Source organism: Pseudomonas sp. S8 (assembly GCF_050473925.1).
Classification (GTDB): domain Bacteria; phylum Pseudomonadota; class Gammaproteobacteria; order Pseudomonadales; family Pseudomonadaceae; genus Aquipseudomonas; species Aquipseudomonas parakoreensis.
In genome coordinates this window covers 5,753,961-5,775,662 of record NZ_JBFDVZ010000016.1, presented here as the reverse complement: position 1 = coordinate 5,775,662, position 21,702 = coordinate 5,753,961, and the positions used below count along the sequence as shown (strand labels likewise).

Annotated in this window: 9 protein-coding genes; 2 read left to right on the top strand and 7 right to left on the bottom strand. The window is 59.6% G+C overall.

Annotated features, from left to right (window positions below; genetic code table 11):
• Positions 1-57: 57 nt before the first annotated feature.
• The gene (locus tag AB1J88_RS27200; protein WP_430292408.1) at positions 58-1,389 is read left to right on the top strand and encodes a DUF58 domain-containing protein; all 1,332 of its coding nucleotides are present in this window, start codon (positions 58-60) and stop codon (positions 1,387-1,389) included.
• A gap of 55 nt (positions 1,390-1,444) precedes the next feature.
• On the opposite strand, the gene AB1J88_RS27195 is transcribed toward AB1J88_RS27200, so the two are convergent.
• The 6 genes from AB1J88_RS27195 to AB1J88_RS27170 form a co-directional block, all read right to left on the bottom strand.
• Entirely contained in the window at positions 1,445-6,121 is a 4,677-nt protein-coding gene (locus tag AB1J88_RS27195) for a hypothetical protein (protein WP_430292406.1), read from the bottom strand.
• Positions 6,114-10,175, bottom strand: a complete 4,062-nt coding sequence (locus tag AB1J88_RS27190) for a neuraminidase-like domain-containing protein (RefSeq protein WP_430292405.1) — start codon at positions 10,173-10,175, stop codon at positions 6,114-6,116. Before AB1J88_RS27190 ends, AB1J88_RS27195 begins: the two co-directional genes overlap by 8 nt.
• 46 nt (positions 10,176-10,221) lie before the next feature.
• Positions 10,222-13,845, bottom strand: coding sequence for a Tc toxin subunit A (locus AB1J88_RS27185; protein ID WP_430292403.1), 3,624 nt, complete (start codon positions 13,843-13,845; stop codon positions 10,222-10,224).
• Positions 13,842-17,369 carry a hypothetical protein gene (locus tag AB1J88_RS27180; RefSeq protein ID WP_430292401.1) on the bottom strand — a complete coding sequence of 1,176 codons (3,528 nt, stop codon included), beginning with the start codon at positions 17,367-17,369 and terminating at the stop codon, positions 13,842-13,844. Before AB1J88_RS27180 ends, AB1J88_RS27185 begins: the two co-directional genes overlap by 4 nt.
• A gap of 676 nt (positions 17,370-18,045) precedes the next feature.
• Positions 18,046-18,405, bottom strand: a complete 360-nt coding sequence (locus AB1J88_RS27175; protein WP_430292399.1) for a PilZ domain-containing protein — start codon at positions 18,403-18,405, stop codon at positions 18,046-18,048.
• 229 nt (positions 18,406-18,634) lie between these two features.
• Positions 18,635-19,021, bottom strand: a complete 387-nt coding sequence (locus tag AB1J88_RS27170) for a tetratricopeptide repeat protein (protein ID WP_430292398.1) — start codon at positions 19,019-19,021, stop codon at positions 18,635-18,637.
• 172 nt (positions 19,022-19,193) lie between these two features.
• Between AB1J88_RS27170 and pyk the strand changes: the two genes are divergently transcribed.
• Entirely contained in the window at positions 19,194-20,645 is a 1,452-nt protein-coding gene (gene pyk / locus AB1J88_RS27165; protein WP_041068487.1) for a pyruvate kinase, read from the top strand.
• Positions 20,646-20,848: 203 nt separating this feature from the next.
• Here pyk and AB1J88_RS27160 read toward each other — a convergent pair whose 3' ends face one another.
• Entirely contained in the window at positions 20,849-21,598 is a 750-nt protein-coding gene (locus tag AB1J88_RS27160; protein WP_430292396.1) for an enoyl-CoA hydratase-related protein, read from the bottom strand.
• Positions 21,599-21,702: the final 104 nt, after the last annotated feature.

Sequence of the window (21,702 nt, the reverse complement as noted above, 5' to 3'; positions counted from 1 at the left end):
CCCTGTAGGAGCTGCCGCAGGCTGCGATCTTTTCAGCAGACAACCTGGTACAGCGCCATGAAACCTTCGCGCCTGTTATTGATCTGGCTCGCCGCCCTGTGCCTCATCGGTATCCTCACGGGCACCCTGCAAGCCCTCGACATCGACGTGCCCGCCCCGCTGTCGGCGATCAACTGGGGCTTGCTCCTGGCGCTGCTGGTACTGGCGATCATCGATGCGCTGCGCCTCAGCCACCGGCCCTCGCCACGCATTCAGCGCCAGACCCCAGGCAGCCTGGCGCTCGGACGCTGGAGCGAGGTACGGCTGCAGCTCAGCCATGACTTCAAAGAACCGGTTGCGGTGGATATTTTCGACCACGTGCCACAGGGGCTGAGCTTCGAAAACCTGCCGCTGGCGGTCGAACTGCAACCCGGGCAATACAGCGAGGTCGGCTATCGCCTGCGCCCGCTCAAACGTGGGCACTTCAGCTTCGAGCATTGCGAAATCAATCTGCCCAGCCCGTTCGGTCTGTGGACAGGCAGACGCCTGCTCGACGTGCGCGGCGAGATCCGCGTCTATCCGGACTTCGCCCGGCTGTACGGCGGCGAACTGCTCGCAGTGGACAATTGGCTCAGCCAGCTCGGCGTACGTCAGCGCCAGCGTCGTGGCCAGGGGATGGAGTTTCATCAACTGCGCGAATTTCGCGAGGGCGACAGCCTGCGCCAGATCGACTGGAAAGCCACCGCCCGTCAGCGCACGCCGATTGCCCGCGAGTATCAGGACGAGCGTGATCAACAGCTCATGTTCATGCTCGATTGTGGCCGGCAAATGCGTAGCCAGGATGGTGAGCTGTCGCATTTCGACCATGCGCTGAATGCGTGTCTGCTGCTGAGCCACGTGGCCCTGCGTCAGGGTGATGCCGTGGGGCTGAGCACCTTCGCCGTCGCGCAACCGCGTTTTCTCGCGCCGATCAAGGGTGCCAGTCAGCTCAAGGTCCTGCTCAACGCCGTTTATGATCTGGACAGCAGTCAGCGTCCTGCCGACTATTCAACCGCGACCCATCAGCTGTTGGCGCGGCAGAAGCGCCGGGCGCTGATCGTGCTGCTGACCAACCTGCGTGACGAAGACACCGAAGACCTTCTCGCCAGCGTCAAACGTCTGAGCCAGCAGCATCAAGTGCTGGTGGTCAGCCTGCGCGAGGAAACCCTCGATCGCGTGCGCAATGCCCCGGTACAAACCCTGACCGAGGCATTGGCCTATTGCGGCACGGTGGATTACCTCAATGCCCGGGCCGAGCTGCATGAGCAGTTGAATGCTCATGCAGTTCAGATGCTGGATGTGCGCCCTGAGGAACTGGGCTCAGCAATGGTGACGCGATACTTGAGCTGGAAGAAGATCGGAGCAATTTAACGACGTGGGAACGGATGAAAGCTCACGCCGCTAACGGCATCCAGTCAGTGCCGCGTTATTTATCTTCTGCATCCTCATTCGCGCTCCGCGCGATGACCCGGAATCGAGCACCATTTGAACCAACAATGCCCGGACTATACAACGACATCGCAAATTGCGTTTGCACGGGAACATCTACCTTCATTTTCCAGAGGACAATGCGTTGGTCGACTCTCCTTAGCACATTGATAGCTGGAGTAAAGATGATGCCTGGATGAGTGCATCCGACAGAGCATTGCCGACCGATCCAATCGACTGGAAAATGTCCCTGAATACTGACCTCGCTGCCTTGCACTAGAGGACTGATCACATGAAACGGAATGCTGACGATCAAATCATCGGCCATCAGTGCAACTTCGTTTATCACACGATTGTCATAGTCGCTCACCCATACATCAACACCAGCCGTGACATCGTCTCGCCCGCTCCTCACGGAAGCACTGAGCCTTGCTATTCCGGTGTCGGGGTACTCCGTCGGCAGAACCGAATGCCGAGACCAGCCGCTCGCATCAGTTTTCACCACTACCGATTGATTTGCCGTTAAAGACCAGGTCACCTCTATATTTTCTGCAGGCCTGCCGGTAGTTCGGTTCAGCACTTGTACCTGCGCAGACTGCGGTTTGGAAAGTTCCACAGCCGTACTGGCCACCGTCAGATCCTTTAGCTCCAAGTCATGACTAACGAAAAATTCCAGCGATTGTGAATTTTGGAAGCCTACCGTTGCAGTGAGTACGAAAGTCCCCAATTCCCACTGTTCGAAGTCCACCCGCGATTTGCCGTCAACTCCTGTTTTGGTGTCAGGTAAATTCCTTCCTGGAAACGCCCATACGACTTTTATTCCACCAACGGGCTTGCCGCTTGAATGCGATACAACGGTCACTTCCGCAATGATTCGCTGGCCGGGAAGAATAGTTTGCGCGGGGCTGGTCAACGACTCAATCACCGGCACTATGCCGAAATATCCCAGTCGCGCCATATCCCAACCACCCAGCCCGCCTCGGACAATGGCCGATAAGACTTCATCTACGTCAGCCGGATAATTAAAGGTCAACCGCGCAAGACCCTCCTCATCCGTCAGCGACGGCGTCAAGGTACTGCCTGCAAAATCCCAGCGCACCTGCACACCCGCCAGCGGTAAACCGGTACGTGCCGACACCACTTTGGCTATGGCATGCGCCTGTTGCTCATTGGGTGGCAAACGAGAATCTTCCGGTTCGTACAATTCGCTGATGACGCGCGGTTCTTCAAGCGTATACCGCAGCTCAACCGACTCCGCATGCGCCGTCTCTCCCACCGTCGCCGTCACCACCGCCGGACCCGGTGCCTGCGGTTTGAAGCGCACAGAGGCAACACCATAAAAGTCGGTCAGACGGGTGACCGTCCCCAAATCCTCGTTGCGCCAGGTCACCAATACTCCGGCGATACCCTGACCGGAAACGGACGACACCACTTTCACCTGCTCGACCAGTTCCTGCTCCCATTCCAGCATTTGCTGAATGCTAGTACTGGTGCGAAGTTTCCACACCTGCGCCCCCTCTCCCAGCGACATCGCGTTGGCCGGTGACAGACGGGCCAGACGCTCAGCCCCAAGACGCAAGGCGAAGCCACCGTCCTTCAAGTCGGCACAACGCAAGGAGTAGCGCAGAAAACCGAAGGCTGAAGGCTGGCGTGGCGCGCCGAGCGCGGGTTCGAAACTCAGCCCCAGTTCCACTGGCCCGGTACCGGTCAATCCCAAGGTCAGATCCTGCTCCAGTAGCGGGCTGTTGTCCGGGAACAGCACTTCGACGACATGTGAACCGTTGCGTCGCGGAAAGTAGGTGTGACTGCCCCATGGATGTTCATCATGTCCATCGAACCGCACCCGCACTTCCTCCCAAGGGTCACGGGCAAGTGCCGTAAAGGACAGGGCTCGCTGCTCTTTGTAGCCATCGAAGCGGCTGAGCACGTTGGCTACCACCTCCTGCTGACCCGCCGTAACCGGCAGCAGGCCAAAACCCGACCAGCCGAGGTCATCGCTGGCGACAGTGTCGGAGCCGATTGCGCTCGTCCACTGCACCGCCACCTGCGCGACTGCCTGGTGGGTGAAAGCCGAGACCACCCGGATCCAGCTCCAGGCTTTATCCTTGCCAAGGACGGCATCGACCGCGGACTCACGCCAGTCTTCGATTCGCAACTTGTTGTGGCCGAGCAGCATCGGGTTGGCGGTCATGGACAGGTTCAATGCCGGCAAATAAAGACCCAGCATAAAGGTGCCGGAGACCTTGCTCGCGCTGAAGTCCAGTACCCATCCGACACCACCGTCTTCGAGTGGCCGGGCAGTATCGAGCGGAGGTTCGACGCTCGCGTCCAGCTCTTCAGCCGGGGTTCCCAGCCACATCAACGTCCCCTGCAGTCCCACCAGAGGGCTCAAGGCATTGGGCAGGTAGCGCAAGCTGTGCGTGGCCCCGATGCAGGGAAACATTCTCTGACTGGCGATTGTCGCAGTCATCTGATCCAGCATCACCGTCAGTTCATCCACAAGCTCTGTAGAGATCAGCCGCCCGAACAACTCCCGGGGCGCGGCAAGCACCGGACTGCTCAAGGTCAGGCTGAACAGACTGCTGGTACTCGAGGCAACCTGCGAACTGAACGTCCACTCCAGACCTTTTGCCTCAAGCTTGCGCGGCTCGCCGATAGACGTGACGGTCAACCCGATTCCCGGCGACTCCCCCCGCCATTGCAGCGTCACCATCTGGTCAAGCAGCACACTGCCGGCCGTGGGTTCGACTTTCAGTGTGTGTGGGGCTCCGCGCCAGCACAGCAACCCCAACTCGGCCAGATCGACTGCGACATCGTCGAACAAAATCCTGACCTGATTCTTCCACGGACTGCTGGCCAGCGCCGTCACTGCAAACGTTCGCTCTATCGGCACCGCGTCATCGTGCGCCCGCACGCGAGCGGTCACCAGCAGCTCACCAGCGCGGCTCGGTTGATACAGCACACTGGCCCAGCCGCCGAGCCCCGATCGGGTGACAATCGTGCCTTCGGGCGTCTGCCAGTCCACCCGTGCATTGTTGACCGGCTCGCCGTCGCCACTGGTGACCACATGCACCACCTGCACCCGCAACAGAACACTTTCGCCTTCGTCCACCACGGGAAACTTGTTGGCCTCCTGAGCGTCGCCAATGCGCACCAGATTGCGTGCCAGTGACATCGGTTTTCTGTCCGAACGCAGCAATAACTTTGAGCACGAAAGCTGTAACTGGAAACGCCCGTCAAGCTCGTCCCGGCAGTCCAGTTCCCAGCTCAAGTCAGCGGCGTCGGACGGCACCCATTCCTCCAGCTCGGGACGTACCCGCACACCCAACTGTGCCGCGGAATCGCCTTCCCAGCGCATGGCCAGTTCGCTGCCACGTAACGCCTCAGGCAGCCGCACACTCAGCTGATAAGTCGAACCCCGATTGGGATAACCGGTCTTTTGCGCCCAAGGCGAGGCATCGCCTTCTACCACGGCCAGTACGTCTTTCCATGGATCGGTCGCCAGCACACGAACGTCCAGCTTCGTGGTCTCGACCCCGCTGGCGTAGTAAGGGCTCGCCACCGAGGCCAGAATGGCGATGTCGCCTGCTGCAACGGGCAGATAATCGAAATACGCCCAGCCTTCCGGGTCGGTGGGTGTCGTGCTCAGAACCCCCCGCTCTTCTGTGGCCCAGGTCACCGTGCGCCCCGCCAGAAACTGACCGGTGTACCAGGACGCCACTCGCACCCCCAGACGCACTGATTGTTCCAACTCCAGCACCGGGAAATACGCGGCTTCCAGCACCTCACCAAACATCAGCCGGTGATGCCCCAGCGAGACCTGCATCGAGTATGGCTCGGCGGTGAACTGGTTCACCAGTTGCACCGTGAACAAGTAAGGTTCCTGATTACCGATCAACGGGCATTGAAGGAACCACGGTGAATCCAGTGGTTGATCCACGCCCCAGGCAGGGGTCGCAATAATGGCACCTTGTGGATTGTCATCGCACACCAACGCAGCTTTGGTGTGCAGCCAGGGACTGTCGGGGGCGAGTATGAACTCAAGTCGGTGCTGAAAGTTCTCCGTCGCGCCCAGCCCCAGAAAAATCGATTCGTCAGGCAACAAGTGCTCTGCGTCTACCTTCACCGTGCGCATCTGCGGCAGCTCAAGGTGCAAGTCCAGGCGAATGCGGGTGATCACAACCTGCAGGTGATAGTCCTCGGGATCAGCATTGGCCGGAGCGACGATTGTGAGGCGAATCTTGTCTTGGCGCTGTACCGGCAGATCCAACGGAGCGTTGTAGAACGTCGGTTTGAAATCCAGCGGCTGCCCACCGGCAATCCGGACCTGATCCTCCGCGGAGTTGCGAGGGTTGCCCGGCGGCAACAGTATTTCTCTCAACGGGGTGCCATTTTCAGCCGTGATAAGTATTTTTCCCGGTTCGGTGTGCCGCGTTTCATACAAAAAACTCAGCACATACCTGGCGCTGGCACCCGGTTCCACAGGTAAAGTGAACTGTTGGGAGACAGAGGCACGGTTTCCCGCAGTAAGCACTTTAATCTGCACATCCTCATACACCTCGCCTTTGACTGAAATCTCGCGGGGATTGTCGCCCTTTTCCCAGAACTCCAGAGCCTCACGGAAATCCCCATTGAGCACCAGACTGTCATTAGCCTGAATCACCGGTTCAAACATGATGGTCTGCTCCTTGGTTATTCCGTGACTGTCGGGAAGTCAGCGCCCGGGTGACGAGGTCTTTGACGGCGAGGGTAAACGTCGGCTCACCGGCCTTGGCCGTGTATCGGACGCGCACAATGATGTCGGTAAGCGATTCGAGCATCGACGCTTGCCCCGCGCTTTTGGGCCAGGGAAAGTGCAACTGCCAGCGCGAAACCGCGCCGGTGTTCTCGAACGGGTTGAGCAAGCCCTCGTCCGGTTTACCGGCGTTCATACCGTTGTCGGCGATCCCTACCGATAAACCGATCTGCTGACCACTGCGCAAATTGAACAGCACCTCGGCCGGCGCCACCTTGCCCGCCGGCTGATGCAGGTACTCGACCGAGCGTGCCGAGGCCTGGGTAGCGGTCATGCTGCCAATCTGCAGCAGCGTCGCCTGTACATCCTGATAAGTTCCGAGCACTCCGGGCAGATCGACCTCGACCAGGTTGATCAGCCGGCAATATTCGCCGGGGTGATCGCGATCGAATGACAGCTGCGTCAGCTGAAATTCCAGCGTGCCCTTGTCGATCAGCTCTTTTAGTGCCTGGGCCCAGTCGGAAAACCCCGTCTGCGGATCAACCCGGTCATCGAACAACCGTCGCAACGAAACGGTCTTGACCCGCTCCAGACGGCGCTCATGGCTTTGCAGGTACAGGCGATCCATGCGCAGCAGGTATTCGCGCAAGTGCTCACCGGCGGTCAATCCGTGACGGTTGTCCAGCCAGACCTGCGGTAACGCTTCAGCGGTTTCGTAATCGCCGGTTTCAGCACTCAACGACGCACGGGCACTCAGGCACAGACTGACCACCGCATCGTAAGCCTGATAGTGCAAGGCCTTGAGCTGGCCCAGAAGCCAACCGAACAATTCTGCGTTGGTCGCACGTTTTTTCAGATAGTTGTAGAGCGTCAGAGCCTGACCGTTGGCCCGCCGGGTTTGCTCCAGACTCGTCCTGGCCGCTTCGAGGGCGAATGTTTGCGCGGCGATCTGCTCGGCCAGCGCCCCGACTTCGGCCAATGCCTGATCGCGTTGCAATTCCCACTCTCTGCGGCGCAGGCGGTAGCTTTCGGTGATGGCCTGTTTATCCGCGTCGACCTGCAACAGCATCGCGCCGATTTCCAGACCGAAAACCACGGCATCGGCGATTTTTTCTGGACGATGACCACCGTTGGCCACGCCGAAAATATTCGGCAGGGCCCCCACGACCGCGCCTCCGGTCTTGATCGCGTGCGTCCCTGCATTCATCCATTTGACGGCCTGCAGCTTTTCCATGACCTGGTATTCGGCATCGCTGATGTGTTCGTCGTACCAGGCCTTGTATCGATCGGCCCGCTGCCTGGCCATGGCCTGACTCTGCCTCAGGCCCGTGAGTCCCGCTTCAAGCTGGGCAATGGATTGTTCTTGAACCGTGCGGGCGTAGTCGCCCAGTTCCTTGAGATGCTCTTGCTGCAGTTCTTCCTGCTCGGCCCGATCGCGCTGTTCCAGCAGGCGCAAAACCTGGCTGCCGTACTCCTGTAATGTCTGCACGGCGCGCAAGGCCGCCTCGTAGGTGACCCGCCAGCGGAAGGCGCCCACCACCAGACGTCCGCCCATCGGCCGCGGCATGCCAATCCCGCCAGCGGCCAGATCGAGCAACAATTGATTGGGATCGGTGGGCGGGCTGAACAGCGGAACGTCCAGTAGTTTGCCATCCAGGGTCAGGTTGTTGCGCAAGTTGTTCAGTCGCTGGCCCGGCCAGTCGAACAGATCAAGCAACTGTTCGTTGATCGGCAGTTTGAACGGCTCGTTCGCCAGCAGGCCCAACAACGGTGAAGCTTCGGCAGCCGGAGGAATGTCTGCCGGAGCAAACTGCAGTTCCTGCTCGAACTGTTCGAGCATCGGGCGGTTCGTGCTCCGCTTCAACAAGTCATCAACCGTCCGCGCTTGCCAGCGAGTCACCGCCCGGGCAAAGGGCGGCTTGCCCATCAGAAACTCGGCTTGTACGTAACACAGTTTTGCCGCCACCAGCGCATCGCGGGTGAGCTGGCGGTAGTACCAGTCGCCCCACGCGACCAGGTTTCTCACGTACTCGGTGAACACCAGAATCCGATAGTGTCGTGGTGCGGCATAGGCAATCGCATCAGGATCGGTGGGCATCTGTGTTTCGTACCCGACGTTCCCCTCGCTCGCCAGGGGGCGGCAGCGCCAATAACGAGGTTTCTTCGGTTCGACCGACGTTTCAACGGCTTGCGGATCGAACACATAATGCAGCCAGTTCTGCGCCTCCAGATAGCGATCCTCAGCCCGCAAACGGGTCGCCACCAAATGCGGCAGATGAAAAAACAGCTCCCAGAAATACAGACCATTGGCCCCGTCGAACGCCCCGTTCGGCTCAGCGATCGGACCCGCAGCTGGAGGGGGTTCCGTCAGGAACTGGGTGTCCCAGTCCAGTACGGCCTCCACGGAAATATTGCTGCGCAGCACCAGCTCCGGGCCGAACAGCGAGTTCAAGCGTGTGCGAGGCAACATGCCGGGCTGTCTGAATCCGATAAACTGCGCGGCATTCAGCGTATTTTTTTCCAGCGTCGGCGGCACGAAACGAGTGATCCCGGTCAGCGAGACTGTAAATTGCCTGCTGCCTTGTTCGGCGTTGCTCAAGGAGAAGTCGACCAGCCCGGTGAATCCACCTTTCGAGCGCTTGAGGTGCATCCAGTCGGTGGCCCACCCCCCTGCAATCGGTTTTGATGCCTTGACAGGTTCAGGGTCGCCTACTGCACCATTGCTCAGTGCCAGCTCAAACTCGGCGAGCTCGCTGATGATTCCGCCCCTCTTCCGACATAGCCCCCTGACCCAGAGAAGATCCTCTGTACCCTCCTCCGAAAACACCGCCTGCAGCCCGTAATAATCCGTCAGCGCCCCCGAGGTCTCACTCTTGATCGCGACCACTGGCTGATTCTTCGGTGTCAGCGGATGCTGCAAGGTCAGAATATCGGTGAAGCGATGAGTGGCCAGATGATCGAGCCAAGTGCCGTCGTCTTCGTCCAGCGAACGAAAAAGCACGTCACGGGTGGTGGCGCGTATGTTCAGACCCGCAGGGCTGGTGAGCAATACACCCAGCCGTCCCTTGGGGTGAATGAGGTCATCGGCCAACGTCATCGCCAGCAACCGGGCACCCGCGCTGGTATCGCTGTCCTGATCAGCTCTGTACAAGCACAGGGGTGCGGACCATTCCGCGTTCTGGCTCATGAACGCCAGGTTGATATCCAGCTTGGGGGGCAAATAGCCGTCCTCCCCTTTTTTACCCACCTGGTCGCGCCATTCGGCCCACACCAGACACATGCGTCCCGCCCAGAACAACGGCCGTAAATCCAGAACCCGACCTCCCACCGGAATGTCGACGGGTTGCCATTCACTCCATGTCGCCGGGTTGACCGGATTACCGGCAGCGGTGAGTTCGATGTCGGCCTTGCGCCAGTAATACTGCAACGGCTGCACCCGCTGACGACCGATGAAACAGTAAGTTGCACGGCTCGGCGAATCGCCATCCAGACAGGCGCTGATAATGTCCAGATTGCAGGTCTGTTCGAATACCTTGAGGTATCCCTGCAACGCACGCCGCACCGAATCGTCGGTCAGACGCGTCTGATTCAAATCATTTTCCAGCGCCTTGAACAGACGTGTCTTGCGTTGCCGCACAAAGGGATTGATGAAGTTTTCCGGATAGACCGCGATCAACGTCAGCGCCGCCCAGTCGGGGTAATTGCTGTACAGCTCCCAGAGCTTCAATTCCGCCGCCGGGAATGCGATGTCTTTGTAGCCTGGCTCAAGCTTGCGATAAGCCGCATGAATGAATTGCTGCGCGCAACCGGTCGCCTCGGCAACCCATGAACTTTGCACCGGGTAGTTGTCCAGCGGATCCATGCGCAATAACTCGAACAGATCCTGCGGCGTTTTCACGAAAGGGTATTTCTCCCTGGCAGCCTGACCGATGCAGTACTCGACCAATGCTGCGCGGCGTTTTTCCAACAAGGGAGACAATTTGCGTTGAGTCATGGTCTTGTCCTGAGTCGTGGGGTGAACGCTGCGTCAACCAACGCTGTCATTGGAGAATTGGTGCTTCGGTGAAAGTGACCGGGTCAAAATATATTTCGCTGTTATTGGCTTCGCAGCGCACGCTGAAAATGAACGTGCCACCGGACGAACTCGACACGTACACCCGCGTAATCCCCTCGGCATCGGCATAATTCTGTTCGGGACGGATCACCGCCGAGCCGCTACTGCCGCTGGCGGGTCGGGCATACCAGCGCACCAGACGGTTGCGTCCGGGGTTTCGATAGTTGTCGCGCAGCGTGGCGTACAACGCGACTTCCTGCCCCGCAGGAACCGGTTCCAGCGGCACCAGAGACGTTAATGGTGCCGGGAAGAAGAGCGTCTCGGGGTCATCGGTGATGTTGATGGCCGGGGCCTGTTGCGCATCGATCAGGTCAAGCCAGAACAGCGGCGTTTCCTGCCCCATGACCTTGCCCGGCAGATACTCGACCGATACCGTTCCGTCGACCTCGGTGGCCTTGGTCGCAAGCGTGCCGAGGCTCACCTGCCAGTACACGTTGACACCACTCAATGGCCGCTTGTCGGCATCGAGCAGCGTCACGGTAAACATCACTTTCTCGTCGGGTTTGCCGGCCACCACCTCAGTCTTGTCTACAACACAGGTCATGGTGACCAGCGGTTGCGCTACCTCATCGGCGAAGGCGCCCACCGACTCACGGTTGTCTGAAAGGCTGAACAGCGAGCGCTCGGCAGCGACTCGATAAGCATCCCTGTCTACGGTCTGCGGCAGGTTCCCCACGAGGAAAATCGTCAGGGCGTCCATGCCGCTGTCCCGGGCCAATACGCGGACGCGCATCAGCAAATCGAGCTGGGGCAGTGTCTTGAGAATCTTCAACGTCGGGTCGATGCGGCTGACACATTCACGCACCTCCTGCACGCTCCAGTCGAAAAACGTCGCCAGCCGCAACGCGGCCGCTTCCTGTGCCAGGCGCAACGCATCGCCTGTCAGAGGGCTGGGCAATGCATTGACCTGACGCAGGTAGTCGAGCAGTTTGCCGGCCGGCTGCTCGCTCAGCTCGAAGGCCCGACCCAGCGCGCTCAGGTAATACAGGGTACGAATCGTCAGCTGATGTCGATCGTTCTGAGCCATCCAGGCCTTGTGGCCGTATTGCAGAAAGTCGTCGAGCAACACCGCAGACAGATCCAGCTGGTTCGTCACGGCGCTGCGACGTCGCACATCAGCCAACAAGCTCAGCAGCGGGTCGGACTGTTCAGAAGCACGTGCAGCGTGGCTGAGCGCATCAGCGGCATCATGATCGGCACGTGCGCTGACCTGAGACAACAATTGATAAACCGTGGACTGTGCCCAGGTCAGCATCAGCAATCCGCGTTCGATATCAAGGCCGGTGTACGCCACCAGACACTCCCTGGCGACCGAGACCTGCGCTTCCCGCGCCTGCAACAGCACGCCGAGCATTCGCTCGACAAGCGCGCCCCGAACACTGGCATCGTTCTCGCCCAGCCCTTCCCTGATGGCCTGGTCGAAAATCTCCCGGGCCAGGCTCAAGTACTGGGCCTCGGGTAATTGCAGATCGATGATCAACCCCCTGTGGTCGACCAGCTTGGTCAGCAATTGCAGCCAGTCCAGCCCCTCCAGCGAGGGTACGCCAGCCATCGACAACCCGGCATTGTTGAACAGCGTCGCCGGCAGCAGGTTAAGAATCTGTTCAAACAACCGACGCTCAGCCTGCGTGGCCACCGCCAGCGCCTGCAGCGGTGCCACCTGATTCAACATCCATAGGACAGGGATTTCGCGATCCCTGCACCAAGACACACAGGCGTGCAGGGCATCAATCAGATTGAGCACATCCGGTGGGGTTTCGCTTTCGGGCGGTGTGTACAGGCGCGGTACGCCTGCGAGCCCGTCGACCCAGCGCTCGCCACCCAACAGGGTCAGCATCAGCACCCCTTCGACCGGGGTAATGCCCAGTAACCGTGGCAACTTCACCAATCGGTAGAAACTCGAAATGACTGCCGGGGAGCGCCGGAGCGTGCCGTTAAACCCGTGTGCCCGTTCGATCGCGACCGCAAGGTAGGCATAAGTCTGCAGATCGATAGCCAATCCGCTGCACAACTGACTGATCGTCAGTTCCGCCCCAGACTGCGCCGGCAGCGTCGCAAATGCTCCGCCGTCCAGCATCAGCGGCTGACGATAATTGCCCTGGCTGTTGAAGGTACGATCGAACAGTGACAGGACATCGGCACGGCCGTAAATCGGGATTTCATCGATAAAAACCGCGAAGTCCTCTGCCGAACAGCCAAAGCGTTCACGCAGCGACTGAAACAAGCCGAGGGCCTGCACCTGATGAGTGGAAATCCACCACGGGGCTGCCAGTTTCGCCTGACGTGCCTCTGCCCTGATCGCCGCCGTCAACAACGCATCCACCTGCTCGCTGGGCAGCTCCAGCCATCGATCCAGGCGCAACTTGCGATTCATTCGCTCGTAGCGGTCAATGGTGTCCGGGGTTTGTGTAAAACGATGCAGAAAAGTTGCGCTGTCTTCACTGTAAGCAATGCCGAGTGCCGGACTGGTCGCGGCATTGAGATACACCGAGCCGGATCGCTGGCTCTCGTCAGCGCCCGGTTGCTCGCTTTCATACACAGTGACGTTGGCCGAACGCGTCGGGGCGAATTCGCGAATCGACAGCAACGACTCGATATCCCGGGTGTCCAGCCCTGTGTGCTGGCCAAAGAACTTTACCTGATTGAGGTCCTGCCAATCTTCTTCGGCCGTACCAAAGTTGCGTTGGTAATATTCGAGTTTCTCTGCCTCGTCAGTGGGCGCTTCCGTCAACAGTTCACGCTGGTGGGGGCCCAACCGCGACGCATGGGTAAAGGCGCGCCCGGCATTGTTCTCCCACACCTCAGGCTGCAGGAAGTAGGGATAGGCCAGATCCACCACCTGGACGATATCGCCCACCGACAGGCCATGTTCACGGGCGACAAAATCAAGCGTGACCCAATGCTGGTGGTACGGCAGACCGTTGGGATAACGGGTCTGGATCAACGCCTCTTCGAGGTCAGCAGTATTATCGTTTACCTTGATGAACGTTTCGAGCACCGGGACGATGATGTCCAGCGCCGACACCGCCTGATGCACGGCATTGAAGTCAACCAGCAGCTTCTTCAGATCCTGACGACGCTCATGCAAATCGAATTTTTCGTCGCTGCCAACGGCGTATATTTTCTCCTCGATCCAGCGCAACAGCTCAATCAGGTAGGCCACCGGGGAGACGATTGACTCCAGTGCCTGCGGCGGACAGAGGCCATCGAAATCTGGCGAGAACAGCTGCTCGTAGCTTGGCCCTTCGACCCTCGACAACAGACCGCTGGCGGGGCGCGTTATCCGGGCGTTCGAACCGCTCAACGAGTGTTCAATGAACCGGCGCCGGACGAACACAGCCAGGCTGTTGGCTCTGCGTAAAAAGGTCTGCGCATCGTCGGGGTTCAACCGGTAATGCCTGACCAGCCCCTGAACGCCTTGCTCGACCAGCGGAAAAATCGAACCACCGTTTTCGAGGTGTTCACAAAAATCGGCGTAGCTTTCGCGCTGTTCGTCACTGAAGACTTGTTTCAGCCACTGCTGCACTGGGCGGATCAAAGGCTCGGTCATGGTCGGGCTCCCGGAGCAATCGACGTTATCTCGAAACGCTCGCTTTCAACCCAGTCGGATACGGTCGAGCCGTCCGCTGCGTCGGTGATGGTTTGTTGGAATCGACACCACTGGCCGCCCGGGAGCAGGGGTTGCGTTGCTTCGCCGCACCAGCCTTCAGCAGTGACGGCAATGCCTGCGCTCAGCGCGGTTTCAGGGTTGAACCAGGGCACTACGCGCCCGACGCCCGTGCGTCCCTTGCCGACGAAGCGCAGCGGATGTTCTACCCAGAATCCCGGCGCCGGTTCATCGATAGTTGGCAAATATGTGCCCAATACCACTGGAAGTGCAGCCGAGGCGGCAGATTCGAAATCATCACGCGAAGCCACCGCCACCAGATTCGCGGGGCCGAGGGACTGCCCCGTTTCAAGCATCAAGGACCAGGTACGGTCCTCAAGCACCGGAGCGCTCGCTCGCACCGTGCCTCCGTTGCCTGTCAGCATCACAAGAACGGTGTCACCCGGATAGCCGAAGCCGGACACAACGACCTGACGACCGATGTGCACGCCCCGCTCAGGGCTTTCGATTACTGGGACGGCTGGCACCACTTTGTAGGTGCGCGGAGCGCTTTCTTTTGACTCGTGGGTCTCCAAGAATTGCCGGCCCTTCACGGTGTAATTGCCGACCGGCAGCGTTACCTCGGCACGCCATTCGCCCACAGAGTTGACCGGGACTTTATCGAGCAGGATTTCACTCGGATTTTCACGCCAGATCGTCACTTGACCAAAGGGTTCGGCGGTGCCCGAAAGCGTCGAGGTACGGGTCAGCGATTGATTCGGCGCCGGCACCTTGATGACCGGCGGCACCAGCACTACAAAATAGCTGCGCACGGCACTGGGCAAAGAAGGTCTGCCAGCAATGGTTTGCACGGCTTCGATCTGGTATTTGCGAAACTCGAGTTTTTTCAGTTCGACGAACCAAGCGTTATGAGTGGTCAGACGTTTCGGCTCACCCAGATTCCGCCCGAATTGCGCGTCCCGCAGTTGCAATGTCGCACCGTTGTAGCCGTTGACTCCGCGCACGGTCATGTCGTAGTGGGTGTCTGTGTTTTCAGTCGGTTCGGTGATCACCAGCCGCTCCGGGCTGACTGAAAACGCTTGCGAAGCGGGCGGCGATGCGCGTCCGGCAACGCTCTGGATCACCGTCACGGTGTGCTCCCTGTCCGGAGCGAAGCCGGCGTCGCGCTTGAAGGTCCATGTGCCGCTGGTGCCGACCGGCCGGTGCTCGTTCGCACTGTCGCTGTACATCAGCCTCAGCATCGCGCCGGGCCAGCAGGTGCCGGAGATCTTCGGTGACAGTCCATCGTCCTCGACGGCAGTGATGATGGGGGCCAGCAGCGGCACGCTGATCGTCATTTCCACCGGGTCGGAAGCCAGCGCACCGTCCTTTTGCACCAATAGCACCACCTTGGTGGTGTTCGGTTCCCAGCGTGCAGATGCCTGTGCCGACCAAACCAGAGCCGATACCGATGCCGGCGGCGCAATCGCCGCTCCGGTAGCCTTGTCCGTCACGTGCACGGTCGCGCCACTGACCCCTTTGCCAGACAGGATCGGCGTGTAATCGACCACCGTATAAGACAGGTCAGTCGGTGCTGGAAAACGGTCGATATTGATGATCAGCTTTACCGCCTCCGACTCCGCATTACCCAGTTTTTGCACGACTCGCACCGTGCGCGTCGAACCTGGCGCCCAAGCTTGAAAAGCCCGGGTCGACCAGCCTTGCGCCGTGACGGTGGTTGCCGGCGCAACCGCATTGCCATTGGCCTCGTCGGTAACCTCGACCGATGCGTCGGTAACGCCCTTTCCGGTGAAGGTGGGGGTGTAATTGGAAACGGTGTAAGTCACCTCCGTGGGCGGAGGCAGTTTCGATGAAGTTTTGAACAGGTACTCATGCGAAGGAATCCAGCCCCCGGCGTTATCGGAAACCTTCTGCACGATCTTCAGATCGTAGTCGCCGATGGGCCAGTTCTGTGAAGTTGTTCTCCAACTGCCTGCGGTCACGACTACGGCAGGTGGCAGCGTCGCACCTGCCGGGCCTTTGACAATCGTGATCTCGACTGTGGCGTTGGTAAGCCCTGCACCGGAAAACTCGATGGTGGTAAGGGTTGGATTGGTGACGCTGACGGAGGTCAGTGCTGGCGGGCGGACTTTGAAAGTACGTGGCGGACCCACATCAGAAGTAACCCCTGACACCGTTTGCTTTGCGACGATCGTGAACGAACCGAACGGCATGTCTCGGGTGAACGTCGTGACCCGCCATTGTCCGTTGCTATCTGCCGTGCCCTGGCCAATTTTATATGAATGTTCTAAATCCTTGAGGACTTCGACGACGGCGCCTGAAGCAGCTCGCCCCCCAGCGATTGTGCCTCTCGGATCGGTCACTGCGCCTTCGGCCGGCGTCGTGATTGTCGGGCGCAGAAGCAAGGTGAAGAATTGCGGAGTGGTCCAATCATTCATGTCACGGTGGCCAGCCGTGATATCGACGCGACCGCCGTCAGGGTAGTTGGACTGGTTGAATGATGCTTCCCATGTATCGTCAGGCTTGACGGTTGTCGTGGCGTGTAACACAGCGCCCCCCGGTGTCATCACATCAATGACTTTGCCTGGCGTGCCTCGGCCTTTGATCAGCAATCCGCTGGCCGACTGAAGCACAGCGCCGTTCGCCGGAGAGTCGACGCGTGGTGCCACGTACCTTGGCTTGAGGTTAACGATATTGGACTTACCGGAGTTCTGGTTGCCAATGATTTGCTCGGCGTAGAAAGCCAATACGCCGGGTGGCAACCCGATGGAGGTATTCCACCTCCCGTTGCTCAGGACAGAAGCAGTACCCACTGGAATTTCGGTACCGTTGTTCTGACACTTCAAGTGAATTGTGCCGGGGACAAGCCCGTTTCTACCGGAAACAGTGAACGGCTTCTCGACATCGATCTCGGTTCCGGAAGTCGGAACCTCGATAATCGGTTTCTGTGCTGGATAGATATCAAGGCCCCAACCTTCGTCGGGTTCAACATCGTTGTTGGTTCCGTCGTAGTCAACCCGGATTGCCAGCGACACGCCAAAATCAGGAGGGCCGAGCAGGGAGTCGAGAAAAATTTCGTAATCGTGCCATTGGGTGTCCTGACGCATGGAGTCAGGGGATTCCTTGCGAACCCAGTCACGAGCTTGAAGACCCACATCTATATTGGCGCGATACCAGTTCCCGTAGCGCGTGGTCATCTTGTAACGCAAGGTCTTTACATAGATGCGGCCGGATTCGAACTTGTACCGGCACACCATTTCAGTTTGCAACTGCGGCACTCGGGGGTGGGTCTGGTAAAGCGATGTTTCGACCGCGTCCGCCCAGAACACCTCGGAAAACTGCGCTCCATCGCCCAGTTCCTTGAGTGATCCGTCTGCCAGTTTCGTGACCTGAGCGATACTGATCTGAACCTTTTCGGTATCAAGCCAGGCTCGTCCTTTCTCGTCGTCCTCGACGGTTTCGTTCATGTCGGCAGTGCTCCGGGCAATGGGTCGCTCACGTTGTGGGATCAACATACGTGTGCTCATTGCGCGCAACCACTGTCAGAACTGACAGTTCAAAAGATCCAATTCATCTAAAAAAACACTGCTTGATTACTAGAACAGCTAAGGCTTTCCACGCCCAACTTCGACACGCGCAGCTAACTACATCGTCTTGTGCCTTTGCCTACAGATCCGCCAGAATCCGCCGGCTTGTGCGCCTTGCCGATGCCCCGTAACGTGATCCGTGCCGCTGCCAATCAGTGGTCGGGTTTAGTCGCCCGGGGGGTTCACCAATGTGCATAAGTGTCATCAAATCGGGTATTCCCTATCCCCGCACTCGATGGTGGCTGTGCACAGGGCGCCCTCGGGCGCGCCGGTATTTCGTATGCCTCCCGGTCGACTAACCTGCTTACAGCCGCCACCCTCGCGCAATTCCGTGGATCGCGGCATGCAGATGTTTCCCGTTGCGGCGCAGAAGACGCTGGACAGTGAGCGGGCGATTGCTGTGGGTTAGCCTGTAGATAGATGTTGTCTGGGCTGACGCCATCGCGGGCAAGCCCGCTCCCACAGGGATTTGTGGTGTGCACAAACGCTTTGATCAACCGAGGACACTGTGGGAGCGGGCTTGCCCGCGATGGCAATCGTGCGAGCGCCGCCGAAGTCAGGCCGAAGCCGGCAATGGCTGGAAGCTGAAGTACTGGCGCAGCGCCTCGACCAGTTGCCCGTATTCCGGAGGCGGGCGTTGCAGGCTGAAACCGGCATCGTAATGCAACGGTGTTGCGTCTTCCTGGCACCACAGGCAACACGCGTTGAGGTCGATCACCTGCTGGCAACCATCGCTGGCAGGGATTTTCAGGCGTAGACGGAATTCGGCGCCGATCATCATCGGCAACTGACTGATGAGCATCAGCCCGTCTTCGGACACGTTGCCCAGAAAACCGATGGGTTTGTCGGTGACGCTGTTGTACACCCGGAGGAAGTACGGCAGTTGATGCCGTTCGATTCGGCGGTCGGTAAACATGCGCAGTACGCCATGCAAGGCTCCATCACAGAGCCGCACCTTTGCTTCGGAACGTGCCCGTCTCGCAGACACACTCTCCCCGCTCCCGGTGTGACGGTCGCCAGTACGCCATCACCTCAACCTCTACCAGTCGCAGGTGTTGCCCCGGTTCAGGCGCCAGGCGCAGAACCGGATCACTGGACTATAGCTCAGCTTGTACAGTCGGCCAGCGTTTGTACGACACTCGGCATCAGAAGCGTTGCGAACCTGGCGCGGCCGCTGCGCTGCGCGTCGGGTAATGACCCAGGCTCTGCAGGGTTTCCAGGCGCGCGCGAGCGCGGAAGGCGTATTCGCTGTTGGGGTAAGAGGCGATGATGAACTGGTAGGTCTGCGCCGCGTCGATGTACATTTTTTGCCGTTCCAGACACTGGCCGCGCATCATCGACACTTCCGGCCACACATACGGGCGGGCCCGGCTGGCGCGTTCGACCTTGGACAGTTCGAGCATCACCTGCTCGCAATTGCCCCGGTCATAGGCGCTGTAGGCGTTGTTCAGATGATGGTTCATCGACCAACGGGTGCAGCCCGTGACGGCGAGGACGCTGAGGGCAAGGGCGGCAATGGGCACGAATCGCATGGGGTATTCTCCTGTCTTGTGATCATTATCGACCTCGGGCGAGAAATCTTCAGAGCCCTTTGTTCCGATTGTCGCGTTCAATAAAGAAAACAATAAGTAGTGCAAACGAACAATGACTACACCCAAAGAGCGTAGTAGCCTCTGCGAGCGCTTGAACCTGAGGAGTCTTTGCATGTCCGTCCGTCGTACCAAAATCGTCGCTACCCTTGGCCCGGCCAGTAACTCGCCGGAAGTTCTCGAACAGCTGATTCTGGCTGGTCTGGACGTCGCCCGTCTGAACTTCTCCCACGGCACCCCCGACGAGCACAAGGCTCGCGCGAAGCTGGTGCGTGACCTCGCGGCCAAGCACGGTCGCTTCGTCGCCCTGCTGGGCGACCTGCAAGGCCCGAAAATCCGTATCGCCAAATTCGCCAACAAGCGCATCGAGCTGAAGATCGGTGACAAGTTCACCTTCTCCACCAGCCATCCGCTGACTGAAGGCAACCAGCAAGTGGTCGGCATCGACTACCCGGATCTGGTCAAGGACTGCGGCGTGGGCGACGAGTTGCTGCTCGACGATGGTCGCGTAGTGATGCGCGTCGAAACCGCCACCGCGACCGAACTGCACTGCATCGTGACCATCGGCGGCCCGCTGTCCGATCACAAAGGCATCAACCGTCGCGGCGGCGGCCTGACCGCGCCGGCCCTGACTGAAAAAGACAAGGCCGACATCAAGCTCGCCGCCGAAATGGAAGTCGACTACCTCGCCGTGTCCTTCCCACGTGATGCGGCCGACATGAACTACGCCCGTCAACTGCGCGACGAAGCCGGCGGCACTGCCTGGCTGGTGGCGAAGATCGAACGCGCCGAAGCCGTGGCCGATGACGAAACCCTCGACGGTCTGATCAAGGCCTCCGACGCCGTCATGGTTGCCCGTGGCGACCTCGGTGTGGAAATCGGCGACGCCGAGCTGGTGGGGATTCAGAAGAAGATCATTCTGCACGCACGCCGCCACAACAAAGCGGTGATCGTGGCGACCCAGATGATGGAGTCGATGATCCAGAACCCGATGCCGACCCGCGCCGAAGTGTCCGACGTGGCCAACGCCGTGCTCGACTACACCGACGCCGTGATGCTGTCTGCCGAATCCGCTGCCGGCGCTTATCCGCTGGAAGCCGTGCAGGCCATGGCGCGCATCTGCGTCGGCGCTGAAAAGCACCCGACCAGCAAGACGTCCAGCCACCGCATCGGCAAGGAATTCGAGCGCTGCGACGAGAGCATTGCCCTGGCGACCATGTACACCGCCAACCACTTCCCGGGCGTCAAGGCGATCATCGCGCTGACCGAGAGCGGCTACACCCCGCTGATCATGTCGCGTATCCGTTCGTCGGTGCCGATCTACTGCTTCACCCCGCACCGCGAAGCCCAGGCCCGCGCGGCGATGTTCCGTGGCGTGTACACCGTACCGTTCGATCCGGCTTCGCTGGCCCCGAACGAAGTCAGCCAGAAAGCCATCGACGAGCTGGTCAAGCGCGGCGTCGTGGAAAAAGGCGACTGGGTCATCCTGACCAAGGGCGACAGCTACCACACCACCGGTGGCACCAACGGCATGAAGATCCTGCACGTGGGCGACCCGCAGGTCTGAGTGAATCGCTGAAAACCAAAAGCCCCGGCATGTGAGTGCCGGGGCTTTTTGCATTCTGATCCAACAGATTTTGTATCGGCTCTGGCCTCATCGCTGGCAAGCCAGCTCCCACAGGGCTAGGCGGTGATCACAGATCTTGCATCCACCACAAAAACTGTGGGAGCCGGCTTGCCAGCGATGAGGCCAGCCCGGCCAGCGAAATCTCAATGCCGCTTGATAAACCCGGTCAACGCCGCCAACGCCTCCGGCGAGCGTAAGCGCTGGGTGAACAGCGCGCCCTCCTCCTCGATCACCTTACGGATCAAGTCGCGATCCGGCGCCTTCATCAATTGCTTGCTGATGCGCACCGCGTCCGGCGGCAATTCGTCGAAACGCAGAGCCATTTCCCGGGCCTTGTTCAGCGCCGCTTCGCCGCTGCCCAGCGCCTCGCTGGCGATGCCCCACTGCGCCGCTTGCTCCCCGCTGAAGCCTTCGCCGAGCAACAACAACTCGGCCGCTTTGGCCTGCCCGAGCAAACGCGGCAGGATCAGGCTGGAACCGAACTCCGGGCACAGCCCCAGGTTGACGAACGGCATGCGCAACCGCGCATCGCGGCTGACGTAGACCAAATCGCAATGCAGCAGCAACGTGGTGCCGATGCCCACCGCCGCGCCGGCCACGGCGGCGATCACCGGTTTGCGGCATTCGAGCAGATTGAGCATGAAGTGGAACACCGGGCTGTCGAGGTCGCTCGGCGGTTGCTGGATGAAGTCGGCGATGTCGTTGCCGGCGGTGAAGCATTCGTCGCTGCCAGTGATCAGCACGGCATTGATTTCAGGATCGCTGTCGGCCTGCTTCAGGGCCTCGGCAAGGCGACTGTACATCGCGCGGGTCAGGGCGTTTTTCTTGTCCGGGCGGTTGAGGCGCAGGGTAAGCAAACCGCGTTCGCGTTCCAGCAGGATGGTTTCGGTCATCAGCGTTACTCAACATTAAAAAGGGCTGACAAAGTTCTTTTTTGGTGAGGCTGGATTGCTGTGGTGAGCCAGAACTCCTGTGGTGAGGGGATTTATCCCCGATT

What these genes read in the sequence shown, in the direction of transcription:
- AB1J88_RS27200 (WP_430292408.1), top strand. Translation starts at nt 58, where the DNA reads ATGAAACCTTCGCGCCTGTTATTGATCTGGCTCGCCGCCCTGTGCCTC.
- pyk (WP_041068487.1), top strand. Translation starts at nt 19,194, where the DNA reads ATGTCCGTCCGTCGTACCAAAATCGTCGCTACCCTTGGCCCGGCCAGT.
- AB1J88_RS27175 (WP_430292399.1), bottom strand. Translation starts at nt 18,405, where the DNA reads ATGTTTACCGACCGCCGAATCGAACGGCATCAACTGCCGTACTTCCTC.
- AB1J88_RS27190 (WP_430292405.1), bottom strand. Translation starts at nt 10,175, where the DNA reads ATGACTCAACGCAAATTGTCTCCCTTGTTGGAAAAACGCCGCGCAGCA.
- AB1J88_RS27160 (WP_430292396.1), bottom strand. Translation starts at nt 21,598, where the DNA reads ATGACCGAAACCATCCTGCTGGAACGCGAACGCGGTTTGCTTACCCTG.
- AB1J88_RS27170 (WP_430292398.1), bottom strand. Translation starts at nt 19,021, where the DNA reads ATGCGATTCGTGCCCATTGCCGCCCTTGCCCTCAGCGTCCTCGCCGTC.
- AB1J88_RS27185 (WP_430292403.1), bottom strand. Translation starts at nt 13,845, where the DNA reads ATGACCGAGCCTTTGATCCGCCCAGTGCAGCAGTGGCTGAAACAAGTC.
- AB1J88_RS27195 (WP_430292406.1), bottom strand. Translation starts at nt 6,121, where the DNA reads ATGTTTGAACCGGTGATTCAGGCTAATGACAGTCTGGTGCTCAATGGG.
- AB1J88_RS27180 (WP_430292401.1), bottom strand. Translation starts at nt 17,369, where the DNA reads ATGAACGAAACCGTCGAGGACGACGAGAAAGGACGAGCCTGGCTTGAT.